The following is a 22,672-nucleotide window of genomic DNA, read 5'->3' on the forward strand; positions in this document are numbered from 1 at the left end:
AAAATTTTCTCATGATTCCCGAAATTGCTACTTATATCGGATATTCCGCTTCACTTTTTATCGTACTGAGTTTCATATTGAAAGATATAAGAAAAATCAGGATTGTGAATATGATTGGCTGTATCTGTTTTGTCATTTATGGGATCTTCAGCGGAATGCTTTGGCCGGTAATTATCCCCAACGGACTTATTTGTTTTATACAAATTTACCATCTTTTGACGGATAAAAAGAAGTGATGGGCAGAAAGAAAATAATTACTTCTGCATTTAGTAATTTATATACGGATCAGCGTATAGAAAAGGTTTGTAGAACGTTATATGAAAACAGTTATGATCTTGAATTGATCGGAAATGACTGGAATGGGGCTGAAAAAATGCAGCGACCATATCCTTTTTCGAGAATTAAATTACTTTCTAAGAGTTTAAAAACCGCTTATTTCGAATTCAACTGGAAATTATATCAGGAATTAAAACAAAAAGCAGATAAAAATACCATTCTTCATGCGAATGATCTGGATGCTTTGCTTCCGAATTATTTAATCGCAAAAAAACTGAATATTCCTTTGGTTTTTGACAGTCATGAAATTTTTTCAGAAATGCCGGCAATTCAGGGCAAAATGTCACAAAAATTGTGGCGTTATCTTGAAAAATCTGTCGTTCCGAACATAAAATTTATGATTACGGCGAGTTCCGGCTATGCCGATTGGTTTAAAACCCGATACGGAATTGAGGCTATTGTTGTTCAAAATGCACCTAGAAAAGTAGATTTCAATTTTCAAATCCCTGAAAATAACCCGAAAATTATTTTGTATCAAGGGGCAATTAATCCTTTTCGTGGAATTGATAAGGCAATTTTAGCCATGCATCATTTAAACCATGTTATTTTTAAAATTGCTGGAGACGGACCGAGAAAAGCTGAATATGAAGAATTGGTAATTAAACAAGGTCTTCAGCATAAAGTTCAGTTTTTAGGGAAATTACATCCTGATGATTTACGAAAAATTACTTTGACTGCAGATTGCGGAATGAGTATCGAAGAGAATGGGGGAGAAAGCTATTATTATTCCCTTCCGAATAAAGTTTTGGATTGTATTCAGGCTAGAGTTCCTTTAATTTTGTCGGGGCTCCCGGAAATGCAAAAAATTAAAAGCCAATTTGATATTGGAGAAATGATAAAAGATCATCAACCTGAAAATATTGCCAAAGCAATTCAGACGATTTTAAATAAAGGCAGAGAGAATTATCAACCGGAACTTGAAAGAGCAGCCGATATTCTTTGTTGGGAAAATGAGGAAGTAAAATTGCTAGATGTTTTTAAAAAGGCCTCTCAAAGTTTTTGACTTCATTAGAAAAAGGCTGAATTTACGCTCTTCTAAATTTAACATAAAATTAAAAAAAACTAAAATTTAGTATCTTTGCATAAAGAAAGTATAGAAATGACCATTAAGGAAAAACAGCAGGAAATTATCGACGAATTTGCGTTTCTTGACGATTGGGAGCAAAAATATGAGTACATCATCGATCTTGGGAAAGAGCTTAAGGGGCTTTCGGAAGGCAAGAAAGTTGATGAAAATCTGATCAAAGGTTGCCAAAGTAAAGTCTGGATCGATGCCGAATTTAAAGATGGAAAATTATTTTTTAATGCTGATTCCGACGGTATTTTACCAAAAGGAATTGTTTCTCTTTTGGTAAGCATTTACAGCGGTCATTCTACACAGGAAATTTTAGATTCTGATTTTGAATTTATTTCTGAAATCGGATTACAGGAGTTTCTATCTCCTTCCAGAGCTAACGGATTGATGGCTATGACAAAGCAGATTAAATTTTACGCGGTTGCCTATCAGTTGAAATCATAGTTGTGACAAGAATTTTAGCATATCGTTTTTCTGCTTTTGGTGATGTTGCGATGACAGCACCGGTTTTTCGTGAGTTTTTAGAACAGAATCCGGACGTGGAGATTGTGATGGTTTCGCGAAAGAATTTTGAAAGTTTATTTGCCGATATTCCGAATATTATATTCAAAGGAATTAATCTGGATGATTATAAAGGTTTTTTTGGGTTAAATAGACTGGCGAATGAATTAATTGAAGAATTTAAGCCGGATTTGGTGGCCAATCTTCATGATGTTATCAGAACGAAAATTCTGGATAAAATATACAGAAGAAAAGGCTTAAAAGTCTTTAAAATTGATAAAGGAAAAGAAGAAAAAGAACGTCTGACAGACATCTGGAACCTGAATAAAGTTCAGTTAAAAAAGACAGTCGAACGTTATGCCGATGTTTTCCGTGAAATGGGTTTTAAGGTAACCCTATCTCATCAGTTAAGACCCGGTTCAAACAATAAATCAGGTATTGGTTTTGCTCCTTTTGCTCAACATCAGGGTAAAATGCTTCCGCTGGAAAAATCTTACGAACTGGTAAGGATTTTAGCTCAAAAAAAGAAAGTTTACTTTTTTGGCGGAGGAAAAAAAGAAACCGAAACTTTAGAAAAATGGGAGCGGGAAATTCCAAATACCTATAGTTTATCAGGAAAGTTGAGCCTTGCAGAGGAATTAAATAAGATTTCTGAGCTGGAATTGATGATTTCTATGGACTCTGCGAATATGCATTTGGCAAGTTTAATGGGGACGCGATGTGTTTCTATTTGGGGAGCAACGCATCCTTATGCAGGATTTTTAGGATTTGGGCAGAGCGAAGATGATGTTGTTCAGATAGAGGATTTAACTTGCAGACCTTGTTCCGTTTTTGGAGATAAAGAATGCTATCGGGGAGATTGGGCGTGTCTGGAAGAGCTTGATGTTCAAAAAATCGTCGAAAAAATTTAATCTGATGAAGCTTTCTATCTGTATTCCTGTTTATAATTTTGATGTAAGAGAGCTTGTTTTTGATTTAAAGAACGAAATTGAAAAGAATAGGATAGAGGCAGAAATTATTCTTATTGATGACGCTTCAGATGAAAGTTTTAAAATCATGAATGCTGGGCTTCAAGATGAGGTACAAAAATTCGTTTTTCTTGAAAACAATATAGGCAGAACAAGGATCAGGAACTTGTTTTTAGATTTTGCTGAAGGTGATTATCTTCTGTTTTTGGATTGTGACGGGAAAGTGATTTCAAATACTTTTCTGCTAAAATATATTCAGTTTATAACGAATAATCCAAAGATAGGTGTGGTTTATGGAGGACGGAAAGTTGCTGATTCTTCACCAGATGATTCTCATTACCTTCGATGGAAATTTGCCGTAGAAAGAGAAAACCTAAATGTTAATCAACGACAGGAAAAGCCTTATTTATGTTTTCAAACCAATAATTTTATCATAAAAAGAAAAGTTCTTCAGGAGGTTCCTTTTAATTCTGAATTTCAAAAATATGGCTATGAAGATCTTCTTTTTGCAATGGAATTAAAGGAGAAAGGTATAATGGTTGATCATATTGATAATGCAATTTTCAATAATGATCTGGAGGAAAATTCAATATATGTAGGAAAAGTAGAGGAGTCAGTGGAAAGTCTGGCAAAGATGCTTAAAAACACGAAATTAAGATCAAAACTTGAAGAAGTAAAATTAGTAAGGGTATTTAACCAAATTGAAAAAACTCCCCTTAAAACAGTTTTTATGAAACTTTTTCAAATAAAAGAAGCAGGTCTTAAAAAAACGCTCTTAAAAGGCAATGTAAGCCTGAGGTATCTGGACCTCTATAAATTAGGGTTGTTATTAAAAAAAATGGGTTAACTCTAGCTAATTTATTCCTAAAAATTATTCGATTATCATTGATATCCAATTTAAAAAGTGAATTGGCATAATTTTTTTATATTTTAATTAAAAATAAAATAATGAAAACACTAAAAAAAATAGGAGTGATGGTTTTGTTGGCGTTGTTTTTTACCTCTTGTGTAGCAGTAAAATCTAATGGAAATCACGGTCTTCCTCCTGGACAGGTAAAAAAAGTAACAGGTTCTAAATCTGCTAAGCCTTATGCGCCTGGACAGAACAAATAATTGCTTTTTTCTTCTAAGGGAATAGAGAAGGTGTAATGTCTTATAAGATACTTCAAAATAAGCTTCCGTAATTGATTGAGATGAATTTTCTAGCTTTGAAGAAGTCTAAATAAAGAAAAATGTATGTAAAATAAAAAAATCTCCCAGAAATCTGAGAGATTTTTGTGGGTCCTGAGGGATTCGAACCCCCGACCCTCTGGGTGTAAACCAGATGCTCTGAACCAACTGAGCTAAGAACCCGAATTTTTTTGAAAGGTTTCGTTTCCTTTTCTGTGGGTCCTGAGGGATTCGAACCCCCGACCCTCTGGGTGTAAACCAGATGCTCTGAACCAACTGAGCTAAGAACCCTCTGTACTTGTTTCCTCGTTTAGAGTGGTGCAAATATACGACTTATTTAGAAATCTCCAAATTTTTTTCTAAAAATTCTCCCACTACAAAGTTACTTCCGCCGATAAAAATCATTTCTTCGTTTGTACATCGTTCTTTTGCAGAAAGATACGCTTCCTGTACAGAATTAAAAATTTTATAAGAAATTTTTGCCTCGATCAACAAATCTTCATAATCTTCGGGGTGTCTTCCTCGATGAATGGATGGTTTGGCAAAATAAAACTCAGAATTTTCCGGTAAAATTTTCATGACTTCATCAATTTTTTTGTCATTGACGAACCCCAAAACAATATGTTTATGCTTATCAATAGAATTTAACTGAGCAAAAACATACTCCAAACCGGCCTGATTGTGTCCTGTATCACAAATTGTCAGTGGTTTTTTTGAAAACTCAAACCAACGACCGATGAAACCTGTATTCTGATGAACACTTAGAAGTCCTTTTTCGATGTTTTCATCAGAAATGGTGAAATTTAATTTTCTTAATTCTTCAATTAAACCGATGACCACTTTAATGTTTTTTTCCTGATAACTTCCTTTTAAGTCAGATTTTAAATCTGTTTTTAATAGAGTGGCATCAATAAAAGGGGCATTTTCTTTCTCTGCTTTGCTTTTAATGATGTTTTTAACTGAGTCATTTTCGTCTCCGGAAATAATCGGAATATGAGTTTTTATAATTCCGGCTTTTTCACCCGCAATTTCTTCAATGGTATCTCCTAAAATATTTTGATGATCCAACTGAACATTGGTGATCGCAGAAACCAAAGGTTGAATAATATTTGTTGAATCCAGTCTTCCTCCCAAGCCCACTTCAATAATTGCAAAATCTACCTCCTGCTGAAAAAAATATTCAAAAGCCATGATGGTTGTAAACTCAAAAAACGAAGGACGGATATCTTCCGGAAGATTTTTTAATTTTTGAATAAATTGAAAGACAAATTCTTTGTTACAATTTTCACCATTTACCTTTATTCTTTCTGTAAAATCGATAAGATGTGGAGAGTTGTATAAACCCACTTTATAGCCTGATTCTTGTAAAACTGATGCCAACATATTGCTTGAAGATCCTTTTCCGTTCGTTCCACCAATATGAATGCATTTTATTTTTTCCTGAGGATTTCCAAAAAATTCGCAAAGTCTTATGATATTGTCCAGTCCGGGCTTGTATGCTTTTTGCCCATCGATCTGATAATTGGGAGCTTGTACGAAAAGCCACTCTACAGCCTCTTGGTATTGTTCATTTGTCATGATACAAAATTCTCAAAAGTTTTTTAAAAAGGGACATTAATTTTTTTTAATTGTAACTTTTTTTACATCTTCGCGTCTAATGTGAAAAAAAGCTGAATTATGAAAAAAGTTTTGGTAATTATCTTAGGATTGAGTTGTCTGGGACTAAAGTCTCAGAAAAGATGGTCATTGAGGGAGTGTGTAGATTATGCTGTAAAAAATAATCTGCAGGTAATACAAAATGAATACTCGAAACAAACTCAGGAAGCCAACCTAAAAATTGCCAAAAAAAATTATCTTCCTTCTGTTTCCGGAAGTATAGGAAATACGGTTAGTTTTGGACAGACTTCTTTCGGAACGGGAAGTTTAAGAAATGATGTCTTTCGAAACAGTGCAAACCTAGGAGCTGAGGTTTTGGTATACAACAACGGAAGGCTTGATAAAACAGTCAGAAAAAACCAGTATGATCTGGAAGCAAGCTTATATGATGTAGAAACCATTAAGAACGACATTTCATTACAAATTGCACAGCAGTATTTAACGACATTGCTAAATAAGGAAATTGTAAAAATATCTGAAAGCACAGTTGCGAATGCTAAAAAGCAATATGAGAAGGCGAAAATAACGACATCGGTAGGGACAACTGCGCAAACTGTTTTAGCGGAAGCTGAAGCAGCATTGGCAAGAGAAAAACAAAACCTTAAAACAGCTGAAATTAATGTAGGAAGAAGTCAATTCGCTTTGGCTCAGCTTTTACAATTGCCGGATTATAAAAACTTTGATGTTGAGGATGTAAGTGTTCCCGGTCAATTGACTCCGGAATTAAAATCAGTAAATGAGGTTTTGGCAACGGCTTATGAATCTCAGCCTCAGATAAAAGCAGCAGAAAGCAGAATAAAGTCTGCAGAGGCTCAGACTGAAGTTTCAAAAACGGCTTTCTGGCCTACAGTAACGGCAAGTGCAGGAATCGGATCTTTCTATAACAACCTTCTTAATACGGATATCACAGGAATAGATGAGTCAAGAAACATTGTTTACGAACGAGATTTTTTTGGCCAGTATAAAGACAACTTTGGCCAGCAAGCTAGTATTTCTGTTAATATTCCGATTTTTAATAAAGGGATTACAAAACTTCAGGTAGAGCAGTCAAAAATTAACGAAAGTGTTGCCAAGAACTCATTTGAGCAACAAAAACAAGCGGTAAGACAAAATGTTCAGAAAGCACAGTTTGATGCTGATGCGAATTACGAAGTTTATTTATCGGCGGTGGAAGCAGAGAAAAGCTCAAAACTTTCTATGGACTTTGCTGAAAAAAGCTATACTGCGGGAAGAACGACTATTTTTGAACTGAATGTTGCCAGAAATAATTATGCAAACGCACAAGGTTCTGTAGCACAGGCAAAATATAATTATCTTTTCAGCTTAAAATTATTGAATTTCTATGCGGGAATTCCATTAAGTTTGTAGAATGTCAATTCAGTCATTAGAAAAATATTTACCTCAAAATACACGTGCTTATTTGAAGAAATGGTTCTCGGATTATTATATTCATATAAAAATTACCAGAGAACGGAGTTCCAAGTTGGGAGACTACCGGAGATTACCGGATAGCTCCCATGAAATAACAATAAATTCAACATTATCTCCGCAGCTTTTTTTCTTTGTGCTTACTCATGAGTTGGCGCATCTTATTGCTTTTGAAAAGTTCGGAAGAAGGATTTCTCCTCATGGAAATGAATGGAAGGCTACTTTCAGAGAAATGCTTCTGGAAAGTATTGAGGTGTATGAAGATGAACTAAAACCTATTATTACTAAGTTTTCAAGGTCTCCAAAGGCTAATTTTATGGCGAGTCCGGATTTGGTGAAATTTTTTCATGCAGGAAATACGGAGGATAATGTTTGCTATATCGAAGAAATAGAAAAAGGAGATTTTTTTGTTTATCAAAATCAAAAATACCTTCAGGAAGGACTGATTAAAAAAAACTATCTTTGTAAGAATCTGGTTACCGGAAGGAAGTATTCTTTCAAACCTTTGGCCAGGGTAGAAAAATGTATGTAAACATGTTACAGTCAGATAAATACTGTGTGATAATGGCAGGAGGAATAGGAAGCAGATTCTGGCCATTGAGCACACAAAAATTCCCGAAGCAGTTTCAGGATATTTTAGGAACGGGAAGAACAATGATTCAGCAGACCTATGACAGAATCAGTAAGATGATTCCTGCAGAGAATATATTTGTAATCACTAATAAAGAATATGTAGGACTATCTCATCAGCAATTGCCTGAGATTCCGGAAGAAAATATTGTGGGAGAACCGTTAATGAAAAATACGGCGGCCTGTAATCTTTATATGGCCAATAAAATCTCTGAGAAAAATCCTGATGCCACAATGGTGGTTTTGCCTGCCGATCACTTAATTCTTAAAGAAGATGTTTTTTTACAGAAATTAGAATTAGCTTTTAATTTGGCGTCTGAAAATGAGTATTTGGTAACATTAGGAATTACCCCTACAAGACCAGATACCGGATACGGATATATTCAGTTTGTAGAAAAGAAAAATGCAGAGTATTTCAAGGTAAAAACATTTACGGAAAAACCTATTTTGGAAATTGCACAAAGCTTTTTGGAGAGTGGAGATTTCCTTTGGAATGCTGGGATTTTCATCTGGAATGTAAAAAGCATTCAGCATGCTTTCGAAATGTACCTTCCGGATATGACACAGCAGTTTATGGCGTGTGATTACAATGCAGGGAATGAGCAAAGTTGTATAGAGCTTATTTATCCAAAGGTTCAGAAAATATCTATTGATAACGGGATTTTGGAGAAAGCAAAGAATGTATATGTTATTCCGGCAGATCTGGGCTGGAGTGATTTAGGAACATGGACTTCGGTATATGAAAACACAGAGAAAGACAAAAATCAAAACTCTGTCAATCAAAAACATCTTTTAACGTATAATGCAGAAGGAAATATCATTCATGCTAAAAATAACAAGGTGGTGGTGATAGACGGATTAAAGGATTATATTGTTGTTGATACGGATAAAGTACTTCTTATTTGTCCCAGAGATCATGATCAGCTGATCAAAGATTACGTTTTAGATCTTAAAAATTTCAAAAAAGGAGAGCGGTTTATGTAACCAGAATGGCATAATTTGTGCCGGCTTATTTAGCTATGATAAAATTAATTTTAAAACTTGGAATAGTATCTTTTTTGTTTTTGGGGATAAGTATTTATTCTCAGGAGAAAAAGCATTTTACAGGCTATTCTAATATTTTACAAAGTATTATTCCCAATCAGCGAACAGATTTCTGGATTTTAGCGCATATTAATTATGGTAAAAATCAGGAGATCAGAATAGTAGGAGCGAAAAAAGATTATGTTCCACAGTCTTCAGGATTTAATTTATTTCCCGACGAAAACGGATTCTTTTATATTGTTTCTTCTTTGGGAGGGAAAATAGAATACATAACAGATCTTCCCGGTCTTAAAAAATTTATAGGCAAAATAGATAATGCCGAAGAAGCCGCAATTATGCTCACTGCCGAAGAATACTTTGTAGATGAAGAGTTTAATGATTTGGCGGGGAATTATGCAGAAGATGCTAAAAACTATTATCTGGAAGTGGGAAAACTTACCTCAAAAGAATGTCCTTACCAGAAAAAGCATTTTAATATAACGGTGAACAAAGCTACGGGTGAAGTTACCAACATAAAAGATGATGGAACTTATATAGAACTTTATAATAAAAAATGTAAAAATAATCCAAGGCTTTTAAAAATAGAAAAAAAAGAACCTCCAAAAGATGAGCCTAAAAAATCAAATTCATCCACAAAACGAAGATAATTTCTACGAAACAGAACGTTTACTTATTCGTCCAATGTCTTTGGAGGACGGAGAATTCATTTTTGACCTTTACAACAGACCCAAGTTCATTCAATTCATCGGAGATCGTCATATAAAAACGGTTGCTGATGCAGAAAACTATATCAAAGAGAAGTTTCTTCCACAGTTTGAAAGACTGGGTTATGGAAATTATTTAGTACTGACAAAAGAAGGAAATCACAAAATTGGGGGAGTAGGAGTTTTCGAAAGAGAAGGTTTGGATGTTGTAGATATTGGATTTTCTCTATTAGATGAATTTGAAGGGAAAGGGTACGCTTATGAAGCAGCTTTAAAAGTAAAATCCATAGCAATGGATGATTTTGGGCTAAAAAAGATCTCTGCAATTACGTCAAAAGACAATTTTTCTTCCCAAAAATTAATCGAAAAACTGGGTTTAACGTTCCGGAAACATGTAGTTCTTCCGGGGGAAGATGAGGAGTTGAGGTATTATGAGACAGAATAAAGAGCTTAACTTACTTCAATAATTCCTGCAAGGAATCATAATCCGCAAAATTCATTAATAATTCAGATTCGCTTTCTGATGTAAGGATTTGATTTGAATAACAGGATGTACAAATTTTAATTATTTTTAAGATTTTACCATTCTGATTTTTGTAAATTAAAATATCCCGGTAAGTTTGTAAACAAGCGGTTTCGTAGTTGTTTCTACCTTCTTTCAAAGAAGTGATTTTTTCAAAAATTTGTTGCTTTTTTTGATTATCAACTCTTATATAACCGAATTTTATTAAGTCTTTTTCAAAATTATTGTGGAGAATTTCGGATTTTGAATGACCATGAATCGTTTGATACTTTAGACTTTTCGTTTTCTTTAAATTTTTCTCAAATTTCAATTTGTAAACAAAAATCTCATCATTAAACTCTTGCGAACTTAAATAGCTGCAAAAGAAGATTGATAAAAAAATGATAAGATTTTTGATTAGCATACATAAAATTTTATTTAAACTATCCCTCTAAAATCTGATCAGCCGCAGTTTTTGAGGTCACTTTCTCAATGACTCTCGTACAAACACCCTGTTCATCAAAAATAAAGGTCGTTCTTACAATTCCCATATACGTTTTTCCAAAGGTTTTTTTCTCCTGCCAAACCCCGAATTTTTCAATGATATTGCGGTTTTCATCAGCAATAAGGTCATATGGGAAGGCAAATTTATTGTGAAAATTTTTCTGTTTTTTTACAGAATCTCCGCTTATACCTAATAATTGAAATCCGGCTTTTTCCAATTGTGAGTAATTATCACTCAAATTACAGGCTTCTACGGTACAGGTTGGAGTATTTGCCTGAGGATAAAAGAAAATAACTAATTTTTTTCCAATTAGTTTTTCCGATTGTACCGTTTCTCCGTCTTGATTTGTTCCTTCAAATTGTGGTAATTTATCTCCAACTTTCAGCATAATGATTTAATTTTGTTCAAATTTAATAGTTAAATGACAAAAAAGCAAAGAGCAGAGCTTGTTCAGCTAGAATTAGAAAAACTATATCCACAAGTTCCTATTCCGTTGGATCATACCGATGCTTATACACTGATGGTTGCGGTGGCATTGTCTGCACAAACGACCGATAAAAAAGTAAATCAGGTAACTCCTGATCTTTTTGCAGTGGCAGGAACCCCTCAAAGAATGGCAAAACTAGAAGTATTTGAAATTAAAGAACTGATCAAAGAAATCGGATTGGCCAATACAAAAGCCAAAAACCTGAAAAGAATGGCAGAACTTCTATTGGAAAGACATAATGGAGTAGTACCCCAAACTTACGAGGAATTAGAAGCTCTTCCGGGAGTTGGTCATAAAACAGCTTCGGTAGTGATGAGTCAGGGCTTCGGTTTTCCTGCTTTTCCTGTCGATACGCACATTCATAGATTGATGACACAATGGAAGCTCACATCCGGAAAAAACGTAGTAGAAACGGAAAAAGACGCTAAAAATATCTGGAAAGAAGAGGTTTGGAATAAATTGCACCTTCAGATCATTTTTTACGGAAGAGAATATTCTCCGGCAAGAGGAAAGGGAGATAAAGACTTTATTACCAAAATGATGTTTGAAGAAAAAGAAAAATAATTTGAACGCCGCAACATTCCCCTCCTCTGGAGGGGTGGCGAAAATTCAAAGAATTTTTGACGGGGTGGTTAATTCAGTATTAATTTAAAAACTATTCCACATCCAATAATCTTCTATGGTAATTGATCTGTCCCAGATGATAGCTCAAATGACCGAATAAATGAATCAGAAAATATTCCGTTGTCATTTTGTATCCCAATGCTTCAAGAGGATATTCCTTTTCCATATCTTCAGCGGATAGTTTATCAAGTGTTGAAGTCACCATCGCTAATGTTCCTTCAACTTTTTCAATAAGTTTAGCTCTTGGAACATCTTTTAATGAAAATTCAAGGTCGCGATTTCTGATGTATCCTGAATTCCCCAATTGTGCGCCAACAAAATGGTTAAGATTTCCAATCAAATGAAGGCATAAGTTTCCTGCTGAGTTCAAAATGTTTTTATCTGTTTTCCAAATCGAGTCTTCATTTTGATAAGATTCAATTTCCTGTTTTAACTTATTTAAATCTCTTGTGTAAAGTGATTGTAGACTTTTTGTGATCATTTTCTATTTATTAAATCTTTAAAATATCCTTTGAATTAATTTGTTTTCAGTTTTATAAATCTAACAAAAAAGCCACAAAAATTAATTTGTGACTTTCCTATTTTATTTCTGCTTTTTCGCCCAAAGCTCCATTTTTCTGTTCAGAACATCCAAAGGAAGACATCCTTGGCTTAGTACTTCATCGTGGAAGCTTGCCAAGTTGAATTTCGTACCCAGTTCTTTTTGGTATTTTTCTCTTAGTTCACGGATTCTTAAAGAACCGATTTTATATCCTAAAGCTTGTCCAGGCATTGCCATATATCTTTCTACTTCGGCTGTTGCGCCTGCTTCATCATAAGAGATGTTGCTAAGGAAATATTTAATCGCTTCCTCTCTTGTCATTTTCCCTGTATGTAAACCAGTGTCTACTACTAGTCTTACCGCTCTTAGCATCTGATCACTTAAATAGCCCATTTTTTGATAAGGATCTGTATACAACCCAAATTCAGGACCTAACGTTTCGCAATAATGAGCCCATCCTTCTCCATAAGCTCCAAACCATCCGAATCTCATGAATTTTGGAAGTTTTGTGTTTTCCTGTTGAAGAGAAACCTGATAATGGTGTCCCGGAATTGCTTCGTGTAAGAAAAGAGATTCCATTCCTGAAGTCACATTGAATTTCGAAGGATCAGGAAGCGGAACATAAAAAATACCCGGTCTTTTTCCATCCGGAGTTCCCTGAATGTATTCCGCACTTGCGCTTGCTTCTCTGAATTTTTCGGTCTGTCTGATCTCAAATCCTGTTTTAGGTGTTACGGAGAACATGGTTTTCAGTTTCGGGGTAATTTTTGACAGGATTCCGTTGAATGCTCCTAAAACTTCTTTTGAGGTTTTGTAAGGCATTGCTTTAGGATCTGTTTTTACGAAGTTGATAAACTCTTCCAACGTTCCGGTGAAGCCAACCTGTTGTTTTACTTTTTCCATTTCTGCACGAAGCATAGCCACCTGCTGAAGTCCTATTTTGTTGATCTCTTCAGGAGATTTATTGGTGGTTGTCCAGCTTTTTGCATAATACTGATAAATTTCTTTTCCGTTTGGAAGGCTGTTGTAGCCGTCTGTTTCCCTGGCTTTCGGCAAGTATTCTTTTTCTAAGAAATCACCCATTTTTGTATAGGCAGGAATAATTTTCTTTACAATAGTTTCCTTGTAAAGAACAGAAAATTTATCTTTTTGTTCTTTGGTAAAGTTTTTCGGGAAGTTTTTAATCGGTCCGTAGAAAATATTTTTCTCCAAGTCTGTTGTAATGATTTCTTCTGCTCTCATTTGAGGAATCATTTTAACAACCAATTTTTTAGGAAGTACCATTTTATTGTTGATTCCTTCTCGGAAATTGTCTGTAGCAGCACTCATCCAATCCGGGAATTTCTCCATTCTTTTTAACCAGTCGCTGTAATCTTTTTCTGTTTTGAAAGGTTGGCTTCCCTGTCCGCTTCCATACAAAGGAAAACTTAACGGCAATCCGCCAAACTGGGTAAACGGAATATACTCAGGATGATATGCATAGCCTTCAATTCTATCTTTCAGCATGAAATCCAGCACATCATATACTACTTTATCTTCATCAGAAAGACCTTTATAGTCAACATTTTCCAATTGTTTCTGGATCGAATTATAAAAAGAAATCTCGCCGGAAATAAAATCTTTATCTATGTTTATAGGTAACTGGTCATTATATCTGAGATCTCCCTGAGAAGTAGCTTCAAGAGGGTAAAGTTTAAGATATTGCTCATAATAATTCGACGTAATAGAGTCTAAATTACTCGGTGTTACTTTAGTTAAAGGAGAGTCCGACTTCTTACAAGAAGCAACACTCATCATTAATCCTAAACCGACGATGCCTTTTAATAGAATGTTTTTCATTTTCAGAATCTTTGAAGAACAAAAGTAATTAATAATAACAAAAACGGGTGTTTTGAAGAAGGATTTTACAAAAATATTTTTCAAAATATTTTTCACATTCAATCTATTTTTTATCTTTGCTGAAAACGTTTAACAATCATACTATTACAGTTCTTTTTTTAAGAAATAATGAAAGGGATTTTAAAAATTTACCATCCGGACGAAACGCTAAAATACAATATCAGAAACACTTATTGCAAAGCGGTCTATAGCAACCAGCAACATTTTTTAGAGGTTGAAATTATTACGGATGACAGTTTGGATCATGTTGATGATGATTCTTTACAGTACAATTTTCCACAACTTTCGCTTGAAGTCTTTGATTTCCCTATCGAATCTGGGGAAATAGAAGGAAAAACGATTCAAATTAATGATTCTGATGAAGACAACTACACAGAAGTAGATCTTTTTGACGATGAAGAAGCGTTTATTTACGATAATGAGCTTCAGTTTGAAAAAAATGAAGAGGGAGAGCTTCAGGTGATTTGGAAAGGAACAATTGACGATTTTTATACAGGTTCAGATGCTCCGATACCTTTCAGGCTTAAATGCGAATTTAAACAGGATGATATTGAGGTAGACGAAGACTAGTCTATTTTATTCAATACTTTTTAATAAAATTAATTCTTTTCAATTTTTTTGGAGAGAATTTTGCTGTTTGTAAAAAGCAACTTAATTTTAAGTTGTTTTTTAAGCATTTTTTAAGACATCAATTAATAATATTCTATTATTTTTGTCGTTTAAAACCATTATAAAACTACATATTAATGCTGTTAACGGAACTTACTCAGATTTTATTTGCACAAATTGCTACACCGGCAGTGAATACAGAAGACTTAGAATTTTCATTTTGGAAGATCATGTTTCATGGAGGTGCTTTCGCTAAAATAGTGATGGTAACCGTATTAGCACTTGGTGTGTTTTCGGTATATCTTTTTTTTGAACGTTTTTTCTTTATTAAAAGGCTGATTTCAAAAACGGATTCCAATTTTATGGATAATATTGAAGACTTCATTAAAGAAGGTAAAATAGAATCTGCTTCGGATTATTGTAAAAGACAGAATTCTCCGGAAGGAAGAATTTTAGAAAAAGGAATTTCAAGATTAGGACGTCCTGTTTCGGATATTGTAAGCGCAATGGAATCCCAGGCTCAGGTTGAGGTCGCGAATATGGAAAAAAACCTGAACCTTTTGGCGGTGGTTCCAAGTATTGCTCCTATGTTGGGACTTTTAGGAACGGTAATCGGGATGATTATCGCTTTCTTTAATCTTTCGCACGCAACAGGTTCTTTCTCGCCAAAAACACTTTCTGAAGGTATCTATACTGCTTTGGGACAAACTGCGGTAGGTCTTGCAGTGGCAATTCCGGCTAACTTTTTCTACAATATATTATTAACAAGAATCGATAAGTTTGTATTGAAAGCTCAGAATATGTCAGGAGAATTTTTAGATCTTATCAATAAACCTTTATAAATCTTTCCAGATGAAAATTCAGAGAAGAAATAAAGCGAATCCCGAATTCAGTTTGGCGGCAATGACAGATGTTATTTTGCTGATGCTGATCTTTTTTATGATCACCTCTTCTGCAGCCAATCAGAGTGCTATTGATGTTAAATTGCCGAAAGCGGGAGCGGTAGATGACAATATACCCAATCCTTTAACGGTAAGTATAAAACCTGACGGATCTTATTTTGTGGATGACAATCCTGCAAACAAAGATCAGTTGGAGCAAATCATTGTTGATAAACTGGCAAATCAAACCAATAAGTCTTTCACGATAAGAGCAGACGAAAATACAATGCATAAAGATGTGGTTTTTGTGATGGAAATTGCAGAAAAGAATAAATTTAATATTGCTATTGCAACAGTAAAGGATAAATAATCAGCAATTATCCGGAAAAAGATTATTTCAAACATGAAAAGCTACGTTATAAATAAACAAGAAGAAAACAGAGATAAAATAAAAAGCGCATTGCTTTCTGTTCTTATTTGGTCTGCGATTTTGCTGTTTGTTTTTTTATATAAATTAAAACCCACGTTGGATCCCGAACCGGAGGTTATTACAACAATGTTGGTTAATTTTGGGGATAACAGAAATGGAAATGGCGTAGAAGAACCCGCAGATCAGCCGGGAAGTTTGGCCGCTGCAACAGAAGAAGTTACCCCGGAACCTGTAGAAACAGCAGTTCCAGAAACTAAAACGATTATAAAACCGGAGCCACAACCTGAAACTAAAAAATCAGAAGCTAAGGAAAAGATCATTACAGGAAATAATTCTAAAGTGGCCGTTCCTAAAAAAGAAGAATCAAAAGCAGATAATAAAAAAGCAGCTACAAGTACAAGTGCTTCTAAAAACACTAAAAAATCGGGTGCAGTTACCGCCAATTCAAAGACCGGAAATGGAGACGGAAAAGGAACGGCAGCTATCGGAAATTTGATTAAAGGAAGAGGAACAAAAGCAGGAAGCCAGGGAGACGGAACAGGAATTGGAAATGCGGGGGATCCTTTAGGAGGCGACGGAAATGGTGACAGTAGAGTAGGAATCGACAGAAAATTGGTAGGCTATATTCCCGGAACCATGGGAAGAGGTGGTGCACAACCCTCTCATAATTGTACAGCAAGTGGCTCTATTACGATTGCTTATACCGTAGATAAAGCAGGAAATGTAGTTTCAGCCAGAAGATCAGGAGGGGTTTCAGACCCTTGTGTTGCTTCAACTTCAGTTGAATGGGTAAAAAGATATGTAAAAGCTGAAAAAGCGAATGTTTCTTCTACAGGAAGTTATAAGATCACATTCTAAGAAATAAATAATTTAATTTTCATAACCGTGTTAAAGTGTAACGACTTTAACACGGTTTTTATTTGAAAACAATTGATCGAGTAATCATTATTAAAAATGAATCACACAAAAGATTTATAAAAGAAAAACCTTTTATAAAAAATAAAAAAGCTGTCTAAAAAAGACAGCTCAAAACAAAAATATTCCCTCAACATTAATTTCCAATTCCAATCATCATATGAATTTATTTATTAATCTCTATTTTTCAATAAAATCCAGCCGGTGTATTTGATGGCTGCATTTTGCAGATTAGATTCCTTCCATGATATTTCGTACCAATACGTTCCTGTAAGCACTTTTTTGTTGCTGAATCTTCCATCCCAAGTATAGTTGTTGAAAGCAGTGCCTTTAAAAATATTGTTTCCGTATCGGTCATACACAGAGAAAGACAGATCCTTCTTGTATTTAAGCTCTGCATAAGAAATGGTATCATTAATGTCGTCTCCGTTTGGAGTAATGGCATTGATGATATTGATGACTGTCAATTCTACCTGCACAGGTTCACAGTTGTAAGCATCTTTTACATAAAATGTATTCTGTCCGTTCGGTAGATTATTAAATACATTAGAACTTTGCCAATTGATATTGTTCGTGGAATACAGATAAGGAGGTTTTCCTCCGGTTACGGTAAGAGTAGCTTTTTTATTCTCAATATCAATATTTTTGATCACCGGCTTTGGAGCTACTTTTACAGAAACTTCTTGTCTGTTGAAACATCCGTTATAGCCTAGAATCACCCAATAATTTCCGGGACCAACATTTGATATAGACTGTGTAGTTGCTCCCGTGCTCCATTCATAAGACTGATAGCCGGTTCCTGCATCTAAAGTTGTAGTGGCATCAATGCAAATCTCCTGAGCAGAAAGCAAAGAGGGAGGGATCGGAGGCATTACCACCTCAAAAACAGGAGTTGTTGCAGGAGGGCAGCTTCCTCCAACAGAAACGGTTACGGTATAATTACCCGCCTTTGTTGGAGAATACATATTTGTTGTAGCTCCCGGAATAGGATTTCCATTAAAGTTCCACTGATAAGAAGCGTAGCTGTCATCTACTTCCAGAATCATACCCGGAATACAGTTTCCGTTCTTTTTAGCAATTACAGGAATGGAAGAGAATCCGGCAAAATAGCCGCCATAGCCAACAACTCCTTCTCCTGCTGCTATCCCTGCAGTAACGGCTTTGGTTGAGGTTACTGTAATATTACCGGTTACATTTTCCAAGGAATACGTTTGCCAGTTCGGGTTTCCTGTTACAGGATACGGGCCTTGAATTCCTGATAAAGTGGTTCCATTTACAGACACGCTGGCTCCTGTTTCTGTAATGATATTCAACTTTACAAAAGGAGTAATTGTTGTATGATAAGGCAAAATATTAATCATGCCTATTTCATCTATTTTTTTTGGGAGAAAACAATTGAGTGGAGGAATATAATTAGCACCTACTGTAAGATCACTTTGGTTTGTAGTTCCTGCCATTAATTGATAAACATAGATTTTTTTGGTGGAGCTAATTCTCATATTAGAGTGTCCACTAAAGCCATAGGTCTTATAATAATTAGAATCTATTTTGTAAAATTGCCCTTCATTTAGCGTTACTACAGGGCTGTTGTTATCATTTAAATAAATCTGAGTGTTGTTTTCCGTAGCTACTATGAGGGCTCCTTCAATGTTTTCGGAAATAAGGCCCATACCTTTTACAAGGACAAAATCATTTCCCAGGCGTTCCACAGGTATAGACTGATCCATTAAAATATCACCTCCGTTAATTAATAAATTGTCTAATTGTCCGCGAAAATTACCATTCGTAATAGTTATAGGCTTGTTAGCTTCTATTTTTGCTCCAATAAAACCTGTCCGATTGGGGGCTAAGCTTCCGCTACCTTCTATAATGTAAGACTGCCCTTTATTTAAAATAAAAGTCATTGTGGGATTAGTGGTGCCTGATGTATTGTTAGAAAACTGCACAGAAGGGTCGTAATTAGATACCGTTACTGTTGTATTATCTTCCGTAGCTAAAACCCCACAGGTAAAATTATACTCGTTTAATGTAACACCAATAGGAGCATGAGCAACATAAAATTTATTTCCGGTGCCTGCTTTTCCTTTGGAGGTTAATATTTCTCCGTGTTTATTTGTGGAGAATCTGAAGGTGCAAAAAAATGGTTTTTCTCCTTTTACATAAAGACCGCGTCCGGTAACTTTAAAAGCTTCTGATGGAGTTCCGGAAATCATCATATCCAGAGGAATGTCAAAAGATTGTGGATTCCCTTTACTGATTGTTACTGTCCCGATAATGGTATTATCATTATAAATTGTAACGGAAAAAGGAACAGTGGAATCTGTTGATAAAAATAAAGCCTGTTTGTTAAGGCTGTTAAGTCTCGACATCATGGGTGCAAACCAGTGTTCGGTATCTCTTTGTGCTAATAAGTTACTTCCTTTTAAGATTAATATTAAAAGAATAAGTACATATTTTTTCATAATAAATTATAAAGATTCATTAAGATTAACAAAAAAGGGCTGCCCTGTCCTAAAAGACAGCCCAAAACAAAAATATTCCCTCAACATTAATCCCTAATCCTAATCATCATCACATACATTTATTTAATTTCTATTTTTTACTAATATCCAGTCGGTATAAGTCACCATTTTATTGGTGTCCGGATCGGTCCATTTTATTTCGTACCAATAAGTACCACTGCTTACAGGAGTTCCATTAATAGAACCATCCCAGTGGAAGTTATTATTTCTGTCAGAAGAATAAAGGAGTTGTCCGTATCTGTTATAGATAGAGATTTTTAAATCCTTCAGATAAGAGAGTTCAGAATAATCTAAAGTATCATTTCTGCCATCTCCATTAGGAGTAATTGCATTGACGAGATTAGCTATCGTTACCTGAATCTGAACCGGAGCACAATTGTTAGAGTCTTTTACATAAAAACTATTCTTACCACGAGGCAGATAGGTAAACAGATTAGAATCTTGCCATATTTGTCCGTCTCTGGAATACTGATAAGGAGGAACTCCGCCTTCTGCAAGTACAGTTGCAGTATTGTTTTTCACATTTACATTCTTAATTTTTGGAATTTCAAAAGGATGAACCTTCACAACTTGTTTCGTTTTACAACCGTCCGAAGAAAGTAGAACCCAATAATCTCCTACCGGAACATTTTGTATAGATTGTGTAGTTGCTCCTGTACTCCACAAGTAAGAAGTGTAGCCAGGACCAGCGTCTAAAGTAGTACGACCTTCCGGACATATTGTTTGATCTTTCAACATTGCAGATGGTTTCGGAGGAATAACTTTCAGGGTTATTTTAGCAAAATCGAAACATCCGTCGTTGGAAATTACCTTTACATAAACAATAGAATTCGCTGAAATGTAGTTTGCAGGCGATGTAATTTCATTGGTTCCGTTGGTAGCGTCGTTAAGTGTTGGATAGTATTTTTTTGTCACAGGATTGGTCGTTGTAACGGCAGCTGTGGTTAAATTAAATGTTCCGGTGCTAGGATCATTTTCATTGAAACATTCGGTTAAAGCAGCATCCTGTACGTTTACTCTCGGATAAAATTGCAACGTGATTTTAGCATTGGCAGTACAACCATCTACTGTGGTTACTTTTACATAAACACTAGCAGGAACTGTTGACGGATATGCATTGGCAGGTATAATTTCATTCGTATTTGCATTTAAATCTGCTAATGTTCGATAATATTTTTTAGTTGCAGAAGCAGGAGCTCCCACATTGGCTGTCGTTAAATCAAAAATACCGTTTCCTCCGACATTACAAGTGCTTACTGTAGTATCTGTTAGAACCAGAGGAACTACGGTAATATTTACTTTTACCTGTTCGCAATCAGTAAAATTAGGATCGTTTCCACAGAACTTATAGGTAAAGGTATCCGTTGTCGTTCCTGCATTAGCGGTATACGTCAAAATTCCTGTAGCAGGATTTAACGTTAATGTACCGTTTGCAGGGGGAGTAATGATTTGTACTGTACTGGGAACCGGGGTTTGAGTAGAGCTCGTAAAAGTAGGAGTAATGGTAACCGGAGTTCCCGTACTACAAATATTTAATGGTTTTACAGTATTTACCAGACAAGAATACACCTTGTAAGCATAAGTTGTATAGGAACAGTTCTCCTTAGTAATCGTCACGGTATAGTTTCCTCCTTGGGTAGGAGAATAGGTGTTGGAGGTAGCGCCAGGAATAGGATTTCCATTAAGATTCCATTGATAGCTACTAAAACCGCTTTCAACCTGTAAAACGATACCCGGAGCACACTCTCCTGTGGTTTTGCTGATAACAGGAATAGAGCTGAACCCGGCAAAATATCCTCCGTAACCCAAATTTCCACTACCTCCTGCAATCCCTGCAGTGACTGCTTTTGTTGAATTTACGGTAATATTACCAGCTATATTAGGAACGGTATAAGATACCCAATTCGTTGTTCCGGTAATGGGGAAAGGGCCATAAGCTGCAGCCAGAGGTATGTTGTTTACCATTACAGTAGCTCCTGCCTGTGTAAGGATATTTAATTTTACAAAAAGAGGCGGGCTAAAAGTAGTAGCATAAGGCATTTCGTCTATTTTCCCAATTTCATCAATAGTTTTGGGAAGCAAACAATTTAAGGGGGGCATGTAGTTAAATCCTTCTGTAGCATCGTTATCTGCAGTACCTGATAAAAGCTGGTAGGTATAGACATTCTTACTGGTTCTAATATACATATTAAAATGAGAAGGTCCATTCAATATATAATTAGTAGCTTTTACACGATAATAATCACCCTCATTTAATGTGGCAACAGGAGTAGGGTTATTATTCAGCCATACTTTAGTGTCATTTTCAGTGGCTACGATAATCGCGCCTTCAATTTCAGGAAGAAGGTTTCCCATTCCTTTGATGAGGGCAAATTCATTTCCTAAACGATCAACAGGAACCGACTGATCCATGATGATATCTTCACCGTTATATGGCGGGTTAAGACCGAATTGACCACGAAAATTTCCATTGGTTACAGATACCGGCTTGGTTGCTTCTATTTTAGCTCCTATAAATCCGTCCCTATTTCCTGGTTTGTTTGCTGCTCCTGTAAATATGTAAGACTGCCCTTTGTTTAGAGTAATGGTAATCGAAGGGTGGGTAAGACCATTGAAATTATTAATAAACCAGGTGGTCATATCATATCCTGAAACTTTAACTTGTGTATTGTCTTCTGTTGCCAAAATACCGCAAGTGAAATTTTGAACGCCGCCGACGGGAACACCACTAGCTGGTAAGGGACCATAAACAGCATAGAATTTTGTGCCGATTCCTGCTTTTCCTTTAGAGGTTAAAATCTCACCATGATTGATTTCCGAAAATCGATACGTTGCAAAAAAAGGAAAATCACCATGAAGATAAAGTCCTCTGGTTTTTACACTCATGGCATCAGAAGGATTCTGACCCAGCATGAAATTGAGTGGAACATCGAATGTTTGAGGACTTCCCTTGCTGATCGTTACGGTTCCTATTGCAATATTATTATTGTAAATGGTAACAGGAAAAGGTGTTGTGCTGTCCGTAGACAAAAACAAAGCTTGTTTAGGGCTCCCGTTGGTAAGACTTCCTGCCATAGGCGCAAACCAATGGTCTGTATCTCTTTGGGCATTCACGGCAAGAGATAAAAACAGTATAAAAATAAATAAAATCCTTTTCATAAATTATGAGGAAAATTTAAATTAAACAAACCATCACAGCTATTTAGTTCAGAAGCTTTTGTTGATGATATTGTGATTATTAATAA

Annotated in this window: 23 protein-coding genes and 2 tRNA genes; 16 read left to right on the forward strand and 9 right to left on the reverse strand. The window is 35.4% G+C overall.

Features of this window, described 5'->3' with window-relative positions; all coding sequences use genetic code 11:
- The first annotated feature begins 11 nt into the window (after positions 1-11).
- From LV842_RS05215 to LV842_RS05240, 6 genes are all read left to right on the forward strand, one after another.
- Complete coding sequence (locus LV842_RS05215; RefSeq protein ID WP_100377502.1) at positions 12-236, forward strand: uroporphyrinogen decarboxylase; 225 nt, start codon at positions 12-14, stop codon at positions 234-236.
- Entirely contained in the window at positions 236-1,339 is a 1,104-nt protein-coding gene (locus tag LV842_RS05220; RefSeq protein ID WP_233110402.1) for a glycosyltransferase, read from the forward strand. Before LV842_RS05215 ends, LV842_RS05220 begins: the two co-directional genes overlap by 1 nt.
- A gap of 96 nt (positions 1,340-1,435) precedes the next feature.
- A complete protein-coding gene (locus LV842_RS05225; RefSeq protein WP_233110403.1) occupies positions 1,436-1,855 on the forward strand; it encodes a SufE family protein in 420 nt (139 codons plus the stop codon).
- 2 nt (positions 1,856-1,857) lie between these two features.
- The gene (locus LV842_RS05230; protein WP_233110404.1) at positions 1,858-2,823 is read left to right on the forward strand and encodes a glycosyltransferase family 9 protein; all 966 of its coding nucleotides are present in this window, start codon (positions 1,858-1,860) and stop codon (positions 2,821-2,823) included.
- 4 nt (positions 2,824-2,827) lie between these two features.
- On the forward strand, positions 2,828-3,727 hold the full coding sequence (locus tag LV842_RS05235; protein WP_233110405.1) for a glycosyltransferase family 2 protein: 900 nt from the start codon (positions 2,828-2,830) through the stop codon (positions 3,725-3,727).
- Positions 3,728-3,828: 101 nt separating this feature from the next.
- On the forward strand, positions 3,829-3,993 hold the full coding sequence (locus LV842_RS05240; protein ID WP_233110406.1) for a hypothetical protein: 165 nt from the start codon (positions 3,829-3,831) through the stop codon (positions 3,991-3,993).
- A gap of 165 nt (positions 3,994-4,158) precedes the next feature.
- On the opposite strand, the gene LV842_RS05245 is transcribed toward LV842_RS05240, so the two are convergent.
- The 3 genes from LV842_RS05245 to LV842_RS05255 all read right to left on the reverse strand — a co-directional run bounded on the left by LV842_RS05245 (position 4,159) and on the right by LV842_RS05255 (position 5,628).
- Positions 4,159-4,233 (reverse strand) — tRNA-Val (locus LV842_RS05245).
- A gap of 33 nt (positions 4,234-4,266) precedes the next feature.
- A tRNA-Val gene (locus tag LV842_RS05250) sits at positions 4,267-4,341 on the reverse strand.
- Between the two features lie 42 nt (positions 4,342-4,383).
- Positions 4,384-5,628, reverse strand: a complete 1,245-nt coding sequence (locus LV842_RS05255; RefSeq protein WP_233110407.1) for a bifunctional folylpolyglutamate synthase/dihydrofolate synthase — start codon at positions 5,626-5,628, stop codon at positions 4,384-4,386.
- A 99-nt stretch (positions 5,629-5,727) separates the two neighbouring features.
- On the opposite strand from LV842_RS05255, the gene LV842_RS05260 reads away from it, so the two are divergent.
- From LV842_RS05260 to LV842_RS05280, 5 genes are read left to right on the forward strand one after another with little or no spacing between them, the layout of a single operon-like run.
- Positions 5,728-7,074 carry a TolC family protein gene (locus LV842_RS05260; protein WP_233110408.1) on the forward strand — a complete coding sequence of 449 codons (1,347 nt, stop codon included), beginning with the start codon at positions 5,728-5,730 and terminating at the stop codon, positions 7,072-7,074.
- Position 7,075: 1 nt separating this feature from the next.
- Positions 7,076-7,666, forward strand: a complete 591-nt coding sequence (locus tag LV842_RS05265; RefSeq protein WP_233110409.1) for a SprT-like domain-containing protein — start codon at positions 7,076-7,078, stop codon at positions 7,664-7,666.
- A gap of 2 nt (positions 7,667-7,668) precedes the next feature.
- A complete protein-coding gene (locus LV842_RS05270; protein ID WP_233110410.1) occupies positions 7,669-8,748 on the forward strand; it encodes a mannose-1-phosphate guanylyltransferase in 1,080 nt (359 codons plus the stop codon).
- A gap of 35 nt (positions 8,749-8,783) precedes the next feature.
- A complete protein-coding gene (locus tag LV842_RS05275) occupies positions 8,784-9,455 on the forward strand; it encodes a hypothetical protein (RefSeq protein WP_233110411.1) in 672 nt (223 codons plus the stop codon).
- Complete coding sequence (locus tag LV842_RS05280) at positions 9,415-9,957, forward strand: GNAT family N-acetyltransferase (RefSeq protein WP_233110412.1); 543 nt, start codon at positions 9,415-9,417, stop codon at positions 9,955-9,957. The genes LV842_RS05275 and LV842_RS05280 overlap by 41 nt, the downstream gene beginning before the upstream one ends.
- A 10-nt stretch (positions 9,958-9,967) precedes the next feature.
- On the opposite strand, the gene LV842_RS05285 is transcribed toward LV842_RS05280, so the two are convergent.
- Complete coding sequence (locus tag LV842_RS05285) at positions 9,968-10,345, reverse strand: hypothetical protein (protein ID WP_233110413.1); 378 nt, start codon at positions 10,343-10,345, stop codon at positions 9,968-9,970.
- 112 nt (positions 10,346-10,457) lie between these two features.
- Complete coding sequence (bcp, locus tag LV842_RS05290) at positions 10,458-10,907, reverse strand: thioredoxin-dependent thiol peroxidase (RefSeq protein ID WP_233110414.1); 450 nt, start codon at positions 10,905-10,907, stop codon at positions 10,458-10,460.
- 33 nt (positions 10,908-10,940) lie between these two features.
- Between bcp and LV842_RS05295 the strand changes: the two genes are divergently transcribed.
- The gene (locus LV842_RS05295) at positions 10,941-11,570 is read left to right on the forward strand and encodes an endonuclease III domain-containing protein (protein ID WP_233110415.1); all 630 of its coding nucleotides are present in this window, start codon (positions 10,941-10,943) and stop codon (positions 11,568-11,570) included.
- Positions 11,571-11,661: 91 nt separating this feature from the next.
- On the opposite strand, the gene LV842_RS05300 is transcribed toward LV842_RS05295, so the two are convergent.
- A complete protein-coding gene (locus LV842_RS05300; RefSeq protein WP_233110416.1) occupies positions 11,662-12,111 on the reverse strand; it encodes a DinB family protein in 450 nt (149 codons plus the stop codon).
- A 102-nt stretch (positions 12,112-12,213) separates the two neighbouring features.
- On the reverse strand, positions 12,214-14,010 hold the full coding sequence (locus LV842_RS05305) for a DUF885 domain-containing protein (RefSeq protein WP_233110417.1): 1,797 nt from the start codon (positions 14,008-14,010) through the stop codon (positions 12,214-12,216).
- Between the two features lie 168 nt (positions 14,011-14,178).
- Here LV842_RS05305 and LV842_RS05310 point away from each other — a divergent pair, with 168 nt between their 5' ends.
- The 4 genes from LV842_RS05310 to LV842_RS05325 all read left to right on the forward strand — a co-directional run bounded on the left by LV842_RS05310 (position 14,179) and on the right by LV842_RS05325 (position 16,848).
- Positions 14,179-14,640: a hypothetical protein gene (locus tag LV842_RS05310; RefSeq protein WP_233110418.1), complete on the forward strand. Its 462-nt coding sequence runs from the start codon at positions 14,179-14,181 to the stop codon at positions 14,638-14,640.
- Between the two features lie 176 nt (positions 14,641-14,816).
- Entirely contained in the window at positions 14,817-15,521 is a 705-nt protein-coding gene (locus LV842_RS05315) for a MotA/TolQ/ExbB proton channel family protein (protein WP_233110419.1), read from the forward strand.
- Between the two features lie 10 nt (positions 15,522-15,531).
- Positions 15,532-15,930, forward strand: a complete 399-nt coding sequence (locus LV842_RS05320) for an ExbD/TolR family protein (RefSeq protein ID WP_233110420.1) — start codon at positions 15,532-15,534, stop codon at positions 15,928-15,930.
- Between the two features lie 33 nt (positions 15,931-15,963).
- Positions 15,964-16,848 (forward strand): ferric siderophore ABC transporter substrate-binding protein, encoded by an 885-nt coding sequence (locus tag LV842_RS05325; protein ID WP_233110421.1) that lies wholly within the window; start codon positions 15,964-15,966, stop codon positions 16,846-16,848.
- A 230-nt stretch (positions 16,849-17,078) separates the two neighbouring features.
- On the opposite strand, the gene LV842_RS05330 is transcribed toward LV842_RS05325, so the two are convergent.
- Entirely contained in the window at positions 17,079-19,367 is a 2,289-nt protein-coding gene (locus tag LV842_RS05330; RefSeq protein WP_233110422.1) for a T9SS type B sorting domain-containing protein, read from the reverse strand.
- A gap of 123 nt (positions 19,368-19,490) precedes the next feature.
- The gene (locus LV842_RS05335; RefSeq protein WP_233110423.1) at positions 19,491-22,586 is read right to left on the reverse strand and encodes a T9SS type B sorting domain-containing protein; all 3,096 of its coding nucleotides are present in this window, start codon (positions 22,584-22,586) and stop codon (positions 19,491-19,493) included.
- Between the last annotated feature and the right edge of the window lie 86 nt (positions 22,587-22,672).

Source organism: Chryseobacterium gwangjuense (assembly GCF_021311115.1).
In the GTDB taxonomy this organism is placed as follows: Bacteria; Bacteroidota; Bacteroidia; order Flavobacteriales; family Weeksellaceae; genus Chryseobacterium; species Chryseobacterium gwangjuense.